12 protein-coding genes are annotated in these 12786 nt (G+C 74.2%); 8 read left to right on the top strand and 4 right to left on the bottom strand.

Features of this window, described 5'->3' with window-relative positions; all coding sequences use genetic code 11:
• Positions 1-13 precede the first annotated feature (13 nt).
• Positions 14-1216, top strand: a complete 1203-nt coding sequence (locus ACF1BE_RS00950; protein WP_392196842.1) for a hypothetical protein — start codon at positions 14-16, stop codon at positions 1214-1216.
• Between the two features lie 141 nt (positions 1217-1357).
• Here the strand turns inward: ACF1BE_RS00950 and ACF1BE_RS00945 are convergent, their stop codons facing one another.
• The gene (locus ACF1BE_RS00945; protein ID WP_392196841.1) at positions 1358-2593 is read right to left on the bottom strand and encodes a glycosyltransferase 87 family protein; all 1236 of its coding nucleotides are present in this window, start codon (positions 2591-2593) and stop codon (positions 1358-1360) included.
• A 144-nt stretch (positions 2594-2737) separates the two neighbouring features.
• Here ACF1BE_RS00945 and ACF1BE_RS00940 point away from each other — a divergent pair, with 144 nt between their 5' ends.
• Positions 2738-3880: a glycosyltransferase family 4 protein gene (locus tag ACF1BE_RS00940; protein WP_392196840.1), complete on the top strand. Its 1143-nt coding sequence runs from the start codon at positions 2738-2740 to the stop codon at positions 3878-3880.
• 131 nt (positions 3881-4011) lie between these two features.
• Here the strand turns inward: ACF1BE_RS00940 and ACF1BE_RS00935 are convergent, their stop codons facing one another.
• Positions 4012-5808 carry an AMP-dependent synthetase/ligase gene (locus ACF1BE_RS00935; protein WP_392196839.1) on the bottom strand — a complete coding sequence of 599 codons (1797 nt, stop codon included), beginning with the start codon at positions 5806-5808 and terminating at the stop codon, positions 4012-4014.
• Between the two features lie 339 nt (positions 5809-6147).
• Here ACF1BE_RS00935 and ACF1BE_RS00930 point away from each other — a divergent pair, with 339 nt between their 5' ends.
• The 6 genes from ACF1BE_RS00930 (at position 6148) to ACF1BE_RS00905 (ending at position 11300) form a co-directional block, all read left to right on the top strand.
• On the top strand, positions 6148-6903 hold the full coding sequence (locus tag ACF1BE_RS00930) for a metallophosphoesterase (protein ID WP_392197386.1): 756 nt from the start codon (positions 6148-6150) through the stop codon (positions 6901-6903).
• Between the two features lie 122 nt (positions 6904-7025).
• A complete protein-coding gene (locus ACF1BE_RS00925; protein ID WP_392196838.1) occupies positions 7026-7469 on the top strand; it encodes an SRPBCC family protein in 444 nt (147 codons plus the stop codon).
• Positions 7470-7502: 33 nt separating this feature from the next.
• Complete coding sequence (locus ACF1BE_RS00920; RefSeq protein ID WP_392196837.1) at positions 7503-8675, top strand: ArsA family ATPase; 1173 nt, start codon at positions 7503-7505, stop codon at positions 8673-8675.
• Positions 8676-8732: 57 nt separating this feature from the next.
• Positions 8733-9230 (top strand): DUF5304 domain-containing protein, encoded by a 498-nt coding sequence (locus ACF1BE_RS00915; protein ID WP_392196836.1) that lies wholly within the window; start codon positions 8733-8735, stop codon positions 9228-9230.
• A gap of 67 nt (positions 9231-9297) precedes the next feature.
• Positions 9298-10251 carry an ROK family glucokinase gene (locus ACF1BE_RS00910; RefSeq protein ID WP_392196835.1) on the top strand — a complete coding sequence of 318 codons (954 nt, stop codon included), beginning with the start codon at positions 9298-9300 and terminating at the stop codon, positions 10249-10251.
• Between the two features lie 296 nt (positions 10252-10547).
• The gene (locus tag ACF1BE_RS00905; RefSeq protein WP_392196834.1) at positions 10548-11300 is read left to right on the top strand and encodes an endonuclease/exonuclease/phosphatase family protein; all 753 of its coding nucleotides are present in this window, start codon (positions 10548-10550) and stop codon (positions 11298-11300) included.
• Positions 11301-11319: 19 nt separating this feature from the next.
• On the opposite strand, the gene ACF1BE_RS00900 is transcribed toward ACF1BE_RS00905, so the two are convergent.
• Both ACF1BE_RS00900 and ACF1BE_RS00895 read right to left on the bottom strand, forming a co-directional pair.
• Positions 11320-11946, bottom strand: a complete 627-nt coding sequence (locus tag ACF1BE_RS00900) for a hypothetical protein (protein ID WP_392196833.1) — start codon at positions 11944-11946, stop codon at positions 11320-11322.
• On the bottom strand, positions 11939-12718 hold the full coding sequence (locus ACF1BE_RS00895; protein ID WP_392196832.1) for an alpha/beta hydrolase: 780 nt from the start codon (positions 12716-12718) through the stop codon (positions 11939-11941). Before ACF1BE_RS00895 ends, ACF1BE_RS00900 begins: the two co-directional genes overlap by 8 nt.
• Positions 12719-12786 lie beyond the last annotated feature (68 nt).

Below are 12786 nucleotides of genomic sequence, written 5' to 3'. Positions count from 1 at the left end.
GTACGATCGGGAAGTGGCTGGTCGCAGGCGGGCGTGGGGTGTCGGAGCGGTGGGACTCGCTCTGCTGCTGCCCGTCGCCGGGTGCGGCGGCGGCCCGGCGGCCGACCCGGCCCGCGCCGAGGTGCAGCGGGTGCTCGACCGGCGCGCGGCGGCCCTGCTCGGCCACGACGAGACGGCGTACGGCGCGACGGGCGCCCGCAGCGAGTACACCCGGCTGCGCGCCCTCCCGCTGGCCTCCTGGAGCTACCGGGTCACCGGCCTGCGCCGCACCGGCGCCGGTGCGACCGCCGACGCCGACCTGCGCTACCGCGTCGCCGGCTACGACCGGGCCCCCGTCGGCGCCCGCCGTACCCTCACCCTCGCCCGCACCGCCGGCGGCCGCTGGTACGTCACCGCCGACAGGCCCGCCGGGAGGGCCGGGCAGCAGCTGTGGGACCAGGGCACGGTGACCGCGGTGCGAGGCGCGCACAGCCTGGTGCTCGGCGCCGGCGGGTCCGCCGCCGGCCTGCGGACGTACGCCCGGCTCGCCGACCGCGCGGTCCCCGCCGTCTCCGGGGCCTGGGGCACCGGCTGGAGCCGCCGGGTGGTCGTCCTGGTCCCGCGGTCCCTGGCGGGAATGGCGGCCCTGCTCGGCTCGCCGGCCGCCACCTACCGGGGCATCGCCGCCGTCACCACCGGTGAGGTGAGCGTCACCCCGGCGAAGACCGCCGCCGCGGCCCCCGCCGACCGGGTGGTGGTCAACCCGGAGGCGTACGCGGTGCTCGGTGACATCGGCAAGCAGGTCGTGCTCACCCACGAGACCACCCATGTCGCCACCCGGGCGCAGACGACCGCCGCCACCCCGCTGTGGCTCTCCGAGGGCTACGCCGACTGGACCGGCTACCTGGACACCGGGCGCACCCCGGCCGAGGCCGCCCCGGAACTCGCCCGGGCCGTCCGGCAGGACGAGCTGCCCGACGCCCTCCCCGCCGACCGGGACTTCCGCTTCACCAGCGACCCCACCGACCTGGCGCGGGCCTACGAGGGCGGCTGGCTGGCCTGCCGGATGATCGCCGGCCAGTGGGGCACGGCCCGGCTCGGCGCCTTCTACCGGGCCGTCGGCGCCCACGGCAGGCGGGCGGGCGCGGTCGAGGGGGCATTGCGGGAGGTGCTCGGCACGACACCGCGGGAGTTCACCGTTCGCTGGCGGCGGTACGTCAGGGCGCAGCTCGGCTGAGCCGCTCCACGGCCTCACGCGGCCACTCCCGCTCGCTCACGCCCTCGGGGGACTCGGGCCGCCCGGTGTCCGCCCGGCGCCGGCGCCGGCGACGGTCGTGCAGTGTGCGGCCGTGGGGGTGCCGCCGTGACGGGCCGGGCGTCAGGAGGAGACCGGGCTCTCCTTCGTCCGGGCGGTCCGAGGGGGGAAGGGGGCGGCGGCCGTGGCCGGCGGGACGGTCGAGGACCACAGCCGGCGGGCCGCCGTCAGTCCGGCCGCGAGCAGCAGGCCGTCGCGCACCGCCAGCAGCGCGACGCCGTACCAGTCGCTCGCCACCACGTGCGAGAAGCCGAGCGGGAACTCCAGGACCGTCACGAAGGACGCGAGGAGGACCAGCAGCGCGGGCGCCGTCATGCGGCCGGCCCGGTGCGACAGGCACACGGCGGCCAGACCGATCAGCCACACCAGGTACTGCGGGCTGATCACCCGGCTGGTCACCGTGAACAGCAGCACCGCCGTGAGGGCCGCCTCGGCGAGGACGTGCGCGGGGAAGCGGCCCGCGCGCAGCCGCCACAGCAGCAGCCAGCCGAACGCGGCCACGGTCAGTCCCAGCGCGGCCGTGCTGACCCGGTCCACGTACGGGCCGAGGAACTCGATCGAGCCGTAGTTCAGCAGCACCTGCCCCTGCCAGCCGAAGTGCCGGGCCACATGGAACACCAGCGCGCCCAGCGACTCCACCTCGGTGCCCCGCTCCCGCTGGAAGGTCAGGAACGCGAACGCGCCCGGCATGGACACCGCGAACAGCGCCGCGAGGCCCGCCGCGGTCACCGCCGCCGTCCGCCAGGCCCGCCGCACCGCGCCGGCCAGCAGCAGCACCGGCCACACCTTCAGCAGCGCGCCGAACGCGGTCAGCGCCCCCAGCACCCGCGGGTACCGGGTCCCGGCGAGCAGCGCCGCCACGGCCACCGCGGTCACCATCACGTCGTAGCGGGCGTACACCGTCGGACCGAGCAGCGGCACGCCCGCCACCCACACCCAGGCCCCGCGCGGCGACCGGCCGGGGCGCCCGCCCACGACGAGCAGCGCGGCCAGCACCGCGGCGTCGGCCAGGAACGCCAGCAGGAAGAAGGCGTGCGGGTAGGACAGGAACGGCAGGACGGCGGGGGAGAGGACGGCGAGGGCGGCGGCGGGCGGGTACTGCCAGGTCACGTCGTCCAGCGGAAACGTTCCGTGGCGCAGCACCTCGTACCAGCCGCGGTAGATCACCGACACGTCCGAGGTGACGTCCGGGCCCGGGAAGGCGTACACCTGGAAGACGAACAGCAGCAGCACCGCGCGGGTGACGCCCCATGTCGCGAGCGGCCGGGCCAGGAACCGCCGGACGGCCTTCGTCTCCACGTGCACCCCTGTCGTCCGGCCCCGGCACACGGGCGCGCCGTTCGATTCCGCCTCGGGCGACCATGATGTCCTGCGCACCTGTGCGATGCCACAGACCCGGCCGCGCCCGGTGCCGGACGGGCCATTCGGTAGGGTCGGCGAACGATGCGCAAGACCCTGATCGTCACCAACGACTTCCCGCCCCGCCCGGGCGGGATCCAGGCCTTCCTGCACAACATGGCCCTGCGCCTGGACCCCGACCGGCTCGTCGTGTACGCCTCCACCTGGAAACACGGCCGTGAGGGCGCCGAGGCCACCGCCGCCTTCGACGCAGAGCAGCCCTTCACCGTCGTCCGTGACCGTACGACGATGCTGCTGCCCACCCCGCGGGTGACCCGGCGGGCGGCCGGGCTGCTCCGGGAGCACGGCTGCACCTCGGTGTGGTTCGGGGCCGCGGCGCCGCTCGGCCTCATGGCGCCCACCCTCCGGAAGGCCGGCGCCGAGCGGCTGGTGGCCACCACCCACGGGCACGAGGCCGGCTGGGCCCAGCTGCCCGCCGCCCGGCAGTTGCTGCGCCGGATAGGGGAGGGCACCGACACGGTCACCTACCTCGGCGAGTACACCCGCTCCCGGATCGCCACCGCGCTCACCCCGGCGGCGGCCCGGCGGATGGCACAGCTGCCGCCCGGGGTCGACGAGAAGATCTTCCATCCCGGTTCCGGCGGCGGCGAGGTCCGCGCGCGGCTCGGCCTGACCGACCGGCCGGTCGTGGTCTGCGTCTCCCGGCTGGTGCCGCGCAAGGGCCAGGACACCCTCATCCGGGCCATGCCCCGTGTCCTCGCCGCCGAGCCGGACACCGTGCTGCTCGTCGTCGGCGGCGGCCCCTACGAGCAGGACCTGCGCCGCCTGGCCCACGAGACCGGGGTCGCCGCCTCGGTCCGCTTCACCGGGTCCGTGCCCTGGTCCGAACTGCCCGCGCACTACGGCGCCGGGGACGTGTTCGCGATGCCGTGCCGCACCCGCCGCGGCGGCCTGGACGTGGAGGGCCTCGGCATCGTCTACCTGGAGGCGTCCGCCACGGGCCTGCCGGTCGTCGCGGGCGACTCGGGCGGCGCGCCCGACGCGGTACTGGAGGGGGAGACGGGCTGGGTCGTCAGGGGCGGCTCGGCCGAGCAGACCGCGGAGCGGATCGTCGTCCTGCTCCAGGACGCCGAGCTGCGCCGCCGCATGGGCGAGCGCGGCCGTCGGTGGGTCGAGGAGAAGTGGCGCTGGGACCTGCTGGCGGAGAGGCTGAAAGCCCTGCTGTGAACCGTGCGGCCGGCCGTGACCGGGGCTCCGCTCCCGGCCTGCCGGCCGCTCGCAGGAGTCGACGGCCCGTCAGCGGCCGGGCCGCGCGACGGCGCGGATCCTCACCGAGGACACCGCGCCGTCGGGCGGGCTCACTTGGCGTAGATGGCCTCGATCTCGTCCGCGTAGTCCTTCGCCACCACGTTCCGCTTGAGCTTCAGCGACGGGGTGAGGTGACCCGACTCCTCCGTGAACTGGTACGGCAGGATACGGAACTTGCGCACCGACTCCGCCTTCGACACCGCGGCGTTGCCGTCGTCCACGGCCCTCTGGACCTCGGCGATCAGATCCGCGTCCGCACGCAGCGACGCCGCCGTCGAGCCCGCCGGCTTGCCGTGCTCGGCGCACCAGCGGCCCAGGAACTCCTCGTCGAGGGTGACCAGCGCGCCCACGAACGGCCGCCCGTCGCCCACCACCATGCACTCCGCGACCAGCGCGTGCGCCCGGATCCGGTCCTCGATCACGGCCGGGGCCACGTTCTTGCCGCCCGCCGTGACGATGATCTCCTTCTTCCGGCCGGTGATCCTCAGATAGCCGTCCTCGTCGAGGGTGCCGATGTCACCGGTGTGGAACCAGCCGTCCGCCAGCGCCTCCGCGGTCGCGTCCGGGTTGTTCCAGTACTCCTTGAACAGGTGCTCGCCGTGCAGCAGCACCTCGCCGTCGTCCGCGATCCGCACCACCGAGCCGGGCAGCGGCTGCCCGACCGTGCCGATCTTCTGCCGGTCCCACGGGTTGAACGCGGTCGCCGCGCACGACTCGGTCAGGCCGTAGCCCTCCAGCACGGTGAAGCCGATGCCCCGGAAGAAGTGCCCGAGCCGCTCACCCAGCGGGGCGCCCCCGGAGATGGCGTACTCGCCCCGGCCGCCCAGGACCGCGCGCAGCTTGCTGTAGACCAGCTTGTCGAACACCTTGTACTTGATCTTCAGGCCCAGCGACGGGCCCGACGGGCTGTCCAGCGCCTTGCTGTAGGCGATCGCGGTGTCGGCGGCCCTGTCGAAGACCGCGCCCTTGCCGTCCGCCTGCGCCTTGGCCCGCGCCGAGTTGTAGACCTTCTCGAAGACCCGCGGGACACCGAGGATCAGCGTCGGCCGGAACGCGGCCAGCTCGTCCGTGAGGTTCTTGATGTCCGGGACGCAGCCCAGCTTGATCGGCGCCATCATCGGCGCGACCTGCACCAGCCGCCCGAAGACGTGCGCGAGCGGCAGGAAGAGCAGGACGGAGCACTCGCCGGTGCGGAACAGCGGACGCAGCCGCTCCACGACGTTCCCGCACTCGGCGAAGAAGCTGCGGTGGGTGAGGACACAGCCCTTGGGCCGCCCGGTCGTACCGCTCGTGTACACGATGGTCGCCGGGTCGTCGGCCCTGGCCAGCGAGCCGCGCTCCTCGACCGTCCGCTCGGACACGTCCTGGCCGAGCCGCCCCAGCTCCTCCACGCCGCCGGCCTCGATCTGCCAGACGTGCTTCAGCGCGGGCAGCGACTCGCGCACCGACTCGACGGCCGCCGCGTGACCGTCCAGCTCCACGACACAGGCGGTGGCGCCCGAGTCGGACAGGATCCACCGCACCTGCTCCGGCGAGCTGGTCTCGTACACCGGCACGGTGACCGCGCCCGCGCTCCAGATGGCGAAGTCCAGCAGCGTCCACTCGTAGCGGGTGCGGGACATCAGGGCCACCCGGTCGCCCGGCTGCACTCCGGCGGCGATGAGCCCCTTGGCGGCGGTGTGCACCTCGGCGAGGAACGTTTGGGCGGTCACGTCCTGCCAGACGCCGCCCACCTTGCGGGCGATGACGGCTACGTCGGGATGCTGCGCGGCGTTTCTGCGGACGATGTCGGTCAGGTTCCCGTCCGCGGGGACCTCGTACAAAGCCGGAAGGCTGAACTCGCGCAAGACTGCTGCTCCTCATAGGGCGCCGACGCCACGACGTTGTGCGATGCGACGGTGCGGTCCAAGGCTCGGGCAAGTGCTCGCGGATTCACATGTTGAAATCCTGAGCACGACTGGACTGCCCGGACGTTACCCGCCGGTATGCCGTCTAGGACAGGGGGGCCAGGGCAGATGTTCGCTGCGTCACACACGGGGGCGTTCCTTCGCGCACACTAGTCGACGGCCGATCCGACCGGCGAGTAACCGTGGGCCTGACCGGCACTGTTCACAGGTGCCGCGCTCCGCCTACGCTTGATCGCCATGGCATCCACACGCACCGGCAGCCGGCGGACCCGCGTCCATGTGGTCAGCGACGTCCACGGCAACGCCCGTGACCTGGCCCGGGCCGGCGAGGGTGCCGACGCCCTGATCTGCCTGGGCGACCTCGTCCTCTTCCTCGACTACGCCGACCACTCCCGCGGCATCTTCCCCGACCTGTTCGGTGAGGAGAACGCCGACCGCATCGTCGAGCTGCGCACCGCCCGCCGCTTCGAGGAGGCCCGCGCCTTCGGCGCCCGGCTGTGGGGCGGCATCGGCGCCGACCGGGCCACCGCCATCGAGCGGGCGGTGCGCAAGCAGTACGCCGAGCTGTTCGCCGCGTTCCCCACCCCCACCTACGCCACCTACGGCAACGTCGACATGCCGGCCCTCTGGCCGGAGTACGCCCGGCCCGGCACCACGGTCCTCGACGGTGAACGCGTCGAGATCGGCGGACGGACCTTCGGCTTCGTCGGCGGCGGGCTGCGCACCCCGATGCGCACGCCCTACGAGATCGACGACGAGGAGTACGCGGCGAAGATCGAGGCGGTCGGCGAGGTCGACGTCCTGTGCACCCACATCCCGCCGGAGGTGCCCGAGCTGGTCTACGACACCGTCGCGCGCCGCTTCGAGCGGGGCAGCCGGGCCCTGCTGGACGCCATCCGCCGCACCCGGCCGCGGTACGCGCTGTTCGGACACGTGCACCAGCCGCTGGCACGTCGGATGCGGATCGGCGCCACCGAGTGCGTCAACGTGGGGCACTTCGCCGGTACCGGCACGCCCTGGGCGCTCGAATGGTGAGGCCACGCAGGCGGGGTGAAGGCGGCGGGGCGGTGGCGCGGTAGCCTTCACGCTGCACACACGTGCGCAGTCCGGCGCACACGTACCTCTCCACACGGCCCGCATCCGGAGGAGCCACGACGATGGCGGAACACACCCGTTCGAGCATCACGATCGAGGCGGCCCCCGCCGACGTCATGGCGGTGATCGCCGACTTCGGGCGCTACCCGGACTGGACCGGCGAGGTGAAGGAGGCGGAGGTCCTCGCCGCCGACGGGCAGGGCCGCGCCGAACGGGTCCGCCTCGTCATGGACGCCGGCGCCATCAAGGACGACCAGACCCTCGCCTACACCTGGACGGGTGACCACGAGGTCTCCTGGACCCTCGTGAAGTCCCAGATGCTCCGCTCCCTGGACGGCTCCTACCTGCTGAAGCCGGCAGGCGCGGGCGCCACCGAGGTCACCTACCAGCTGACGGTCGACGTGAAGATCCCCATGCTGGGCATGATCAAGCGCAAGGCCGAGAAGGTCATCATCGACCGGGCGCTCGCGGGACTGAAGAAGCGGGTCGAGTCCGGGGACGCGTAGTCACCCCGGCGCCCGCCGGTAGCGTTCACCTCCATGCGCACCATCCTGATCACGGGCCCGGGCGGCAGCGGCCGTACGACGATCGCCGCCGCCACCGCGCTCACCGCCGCCCGCGAGGGACACCGCACCCTCCTGCTGAGTGCCGACCGCACCGACACCCCGGGCACGGCACTGGGCGCCGCGACAGGACCGGACCCCACCGGGGCCGCCGAGCGCCTCACCGTCTGGCGGCCCGACGCGTCCGCCCGCCTCCGCGAGGACCTCACCGCCTTCCAGACCCGCGCCGCGAACGTCCTCGACCTCCTCGGCGCCGCCCGCCTGGACGCCGAGGAGGTCACCCCGCTGCCCGGCGCCGAGAAACTGTCCCTCCTGCGCGCCCTGCGGGACGCGGCCCTCTCCGAGCGCCACGACCTCCTCGTCGTCGACCTCCCGGCCATCGGGCAGGCCCTCGCCCTGCTCGGCCTGCCCGAGGAACTGCGCCGCTACCTGCGCCGCCTGCTGCCGCCCGAGCGGCAGGCCGCCCGCGCCCTGCGCCCCGTCCTCGGCCGGCTGGCCGGCGTCCCCATGCCCGCCGAGTGGCTGTACGAGACGGCGGCCCGCTGGGACGTCGAACTCGCCGCCGTGCAGGCCGTCCTCGCCGACCGGAACACCGCCGTACGCCTGGTCGCCGAACCCGGCCCGGCCGGCGCCGACGCCGTCCGCGACGCATGCCTGGGCCTCGCCCTGCGCGGCCTGCGCACCGAGTCCCTGATCGCCAACCGGGTCCTGCCCGAGTCCGGCGGCGACTGGCTCGCCGGGCTCCTCGCCCAGCAGCGCAAGACCCTCGACGGCTGGCGGGAGCAGCCGTACGACGTCCACCCCGTGCCCCACCTCGGACGCGACCCGCACGGCCCCGACGACCTGGAGGCCCTCGCCGTACCCGGCGTCAACCCGGCGCCCGCCCCGGTCGAGTGGCCCGTCACCGACCGGATGGCCGAGGACGGCGTGCTGGTCTGGCACCTCCCGCTGCCCGGCGCGATACGGGAGGAGCTGGACCTGATCCGGCGCGGCGACGAACTCCTGATCACCGCGGGTCCGTTCCGCCGCATCGTTCCGCTGCCGTCCGCCCTGCGCCGCTGCACCGTCGCCGGAGCCGCGCTCCGCGAGGGCGAGCTGCGCATCCGGTTCGCTCCCGATCCCGGCCTGTGGCCCACCGCCGGACGGTGAACGGGGCACGCCCGTTCGGGTAACGTCGTAAGGGCGAACCGTCGTCAGGAGTCCGCCATGAGCGAAGAGCGCCCCGCACCCGAACCGGACGAGCAGCGGGCGACCGACGCCGACGCCTGGGCCACGGCCTGTGCCGAGGACCTCGCCGCCGAGAAGGCCCGCCGCCACGCCGGACACGCCCCACCGCCGGGCTCCGCGGCCGAGGAGCTGAGGAAGCTCATGGACACGGTCGCCGACAAGCTGTCCGGCCTGCGTTCACCGCTGCTCGGCACCCTCGCCGGGCCCGCCGCGCAGCAGGTGGTGCGGCAGGTCGTCGAGCAGGCGAAGGCCGCCGTCGAACCCGTCGTGGAGCGCAACCCGGACGTGTTCGACCATCTGGCCGCGGCCGGTGGTGAGCTGCTCGCCGCCTACCGCTCCGCCGTCCAGGCCCAGGAGCGCCGCTGGACCGCCCGCACGGCCGGCGGGGCCGACGACCGGCCCGACGGACCGGACCGGCCCGGCCGGTCCGACGGGGACGAGGGCACCGGTCCCTCCGAACGCATCGACCTGGACTGAAGCCCTGCCACAGCAGGGCCTCGGGTACGGTTGGCCGTAGCGGGGCTCGACCGGAACTGAGGGATTCATGGGACTCACCATCGGCGTCGACATCGGCGGCACGAAGATCGCGGCCGGCGTGGTCGACGAGGAAGGCAACATCCTCTCGACCTTCAAGGTGCCGACCCCCACCACGCCCGAGGCCATCGTGGACGCCATCGCCTCGGCGGTGGAGGGCGCGCGCGCCGGGCACGACATCGTCGGTGTGGGCATCGGCGCGGCCGGATACGTCAACCGGCAGCGCTCCACGGTCTACTTCGCGCCCAACATCGACTGGCGCAACGAGCCGCTCAAGGAGAAGGTCGAGGCCCGCACCGGCCTGCCCGTCGTGGTCGAGAACGACGCCAACGCCGCCGCCTGGGGCGAGTACAGGTTCGGGGCCGGCAAGGGCCACCGCAACGTCATCTGCATCACGCTCGGCACCGGCCTCGGCGGCGGCATCATCATCGGCAACAAGCTGCGCCGCGGCCACTTCGGCGTGGCCGCCGAGTTCGGCCACATCCGGATGGTCCCGGACGGCCTGCTGTGCGGCTGCGGCTCGCAGGGCTGCTGGGAGCAGTACGCCTCCGGCCGCGCCCTGGTCCGCTACGCCAAGCAGCGCGCCAACGCCACCCCGGAGCGGGCCGACATCCTGCTGGCGCTCGGGGACGGCACGCCGGACGGCATCGAGGGCAAGCACATCTCCATGGCCGCCCGCCAGGGCTGCCCGGTCGCGGTGGACTCCTACCGGGAGCTGGCCCGTTGGGCCGGTGCCGGCCTCGCCGACCTGGCCTCCCTGTTCGACCCCTCCGCCTTCATCGTCGGCGGTGGCCTCTCCGACGAGGGCGACCTGGTGCTCGACCCGATCCGCAAGTCGTACAAGCGCTGGCTGGTCGGCGGCAACTGGCGCCCGGTGGCCGACGTGATCGCGGCCCAGCTCGGCAACAAGGCCGGCTTGGTCGGCGCGGCGGACCTGGCCCGCGAACCCGACCCGATCATGTGACACCCGCGCGGCGAGCCACGGCGCCCGCGCCCGCCCAGGGGCACGGGCGCCGTCCTGGCCGAACGGCGCCCCGCCCCACGGACGCGACCACCACGGGAGACCGCCGGTCGCGCCCGAGCCGGGCACCCGGGCCCCACGGCCCGGGCCCGGCACCAGGGTGTCCCGCCCCGGGGCCGACTCCACCGGCCCGGCCGGGGCAGGGGCGTGCGGAGCACGTCAGGGGGCCGGCGTGCGCCACAGCCGGGCGGTGCCGGCACCTCGCGCCGTCCCCCGGCCGCGCAGCGTAAATTGACGGCATGGCAACTCCGCTGCTTCCCAACTCGCGCACGGAGCCCGATGGTTCCGCGGTCATCCGGGTCCTGAGCTACAACATCCGGTCGATGCGCGACGACACGGACGCGCTCGCCCGTGTCATCACCGCCTGCGCCCCCGACCTGGTCCTCGTACAGGAGGCGCCACGCTTCTTCCGCTGGCGCAAGAAGCTCGCCCGGCTCGCCGCGGCCTCCGGCCAGGTCGTCCTGACCGGCGGTGCCACGGCCGCGGGGCCGGCGGTCCTGTGCACGCTGAGGGCCACGGTGGAGCGCACGGAGGACGTACTGCTCCCGCTCACCCCCGGCCTGCACCGCCGCGGCCTCGCCACGGCGGTGGTCCGGTTCGGCGGCGTCCGTCTCGGCGTGATCAGCTGCCACCTCAGCCTGAGCCAGAAGGAGCGCCGGGACCAGGGCGTCCAGCTCCTGGCACGACTCGCCGGGCTCGGTGTGGAGCACGCCGTCGCGGGCGGCGACCTCAACGAGCGCCCCGACGGCGCCACCTTCCGCCACCTCGCCGCCCACCTCCAGGACTGCCGTGCCACGGCGCCCTGGGGCGGCGAGTTCACCTCCACCCCGGCCGATCCACGCCAGCGCATCGACGCGGTCTTCGCGACCGCAGGCATCGAGGTGCTCGGCTGCGGCGTCCCGCTGGACCAGCCCGGCGTCACGCACGCCGACCTGACCGCGGCCACCGATCACCTCCCGGTGCTGGCCGCCCTGCGCATCCCTGCCGCCTGAGGCGGGACCCGCCACCGTGTCAGACCACGGCCCCGCGCCCGGGGCCGTCCTCCTCGTCGTCGTCCGTCCGCATCCGCGTCACCAGCGTCGCGAAACCGCCGAGGAAGCCGCCGATGCCGAGGGTCGCCAGCCACCAGGTCATGTCCCAGCCGAACAGCACCGCCAGCAGGATCAGCACCGGGCCGCCGACCACACCCAGCCAGGCGAACCTGGAAGTGGTGTCGGCGGCCGGCAGCGGCGGCGGCTCCGGCGGGACGAAGTGGCCCTCGTCGTCCTCGTCGAAGTCGTCGTCGGACGGCTCGGCGGGCGTGTGGTCGCGCGGGCCGACCCCGACCGCGAAGGAGACGGAGCCGCCCAGCGGCCGGGCGGGCCGCCGGGCCGCCACGTCGTCGCCCTCGCTGTCCTCGGCGGTGTCCGTACCGGTGTCCGGAGCCGCGTCCGTCCCGGCGTTCCCCGCGGTGTCCGTCCCGGCGTTCTTCTCCAGCAGCGCGAGATCTTCCACCGCCTTGAAGGGCCGGGCGCCGGGCGGATCCGGCGGCTCCTGGCCGTACCCGGCGACGATGGCCCGCCAGGCGGCGTCCTCGTCGAAGGGCACCCCCTGCTCGTCCGGCTCCCGGTCCTCCCGGCCGGAGTCGTGCTCAGCCAACTGCGGCCGTCCCTTCCTTGCCGACACCGGGTGCGAGCCGGCCGACGAAAGCGAGGCTCTCCTCGAAGATCCGGTCCGCGTCCAGGTCCAACGTCGCCACGTGGTAGCTCTGTTCCAGCACGCTCTCCGTCACGTCCGTGGACGACACCCGGCTCAGCACCCGGGCCGCGTCGGCCGCCGGTACGACATGGTCCCGGGCGCTGCGCAGCAGCAGCAACGGCTGGGTGACCTGCGGCAGCTCGCCGTCCAGCCGGCGCAGGAACACCCGCAGCGAGTGCGCCGCGTGCAGCGGCACCCGGTCGTACCCCAGCTCGGCCGCGCCCTCCTTCGCGATGTCGCTGGCGATGCCCCTCGTCGTCCGCACGAGATGCCGGGCCACCGGAAGGGCGTACGCGGACAGGCCGTGCACCTTGTTCGCGGGGTTGACGACCACCACGCCCGTGACCCGCTCGCCGTGCAGTGCGGCGAGCCTGAGGGCCAGCGCACCGCCCATCGACAGTCCCGCGACGAACACCCGGGAACAGCGCTCGGTGAGCACGCGCAGCTCGCGGTCCACCTCCGCGTACCAGTCCTGCCAGCCCGTGAGCTGCATGTCCTCCCAACGCGTGCCATGGCCGGGCAGCAGCGGAAGGGACACGGTCAGGCCATGGGCCGCGTGGTGCTCCGCCCACGGGCGCAGCGACTGGGGTGAGCCGGTGAAGCCGTGGCAGAGGAGAACCCCCACCTCCCCGCCCTGGTGGCGGTACGGCTCGGCTCCGGGGAGAACTGGCATGTGCTTCACCGTACGCGACCGCACTGACACCGACCAGGGTCGTCGGGCCCATTGACGGTCCTCCGGGT

Source organism: Streptomyces sp. NPDC014991, from assembly GCF_043080665.1.
Classification (GTDB): domain Bacteria; phylum Actinomycetota; class Actinomycetes; order Streptomycetales; family Streptomycetaceae; genus Streptomyces.
This window is presented reverse-complemented; position numbering and strand designations above follow the sequence as displayed.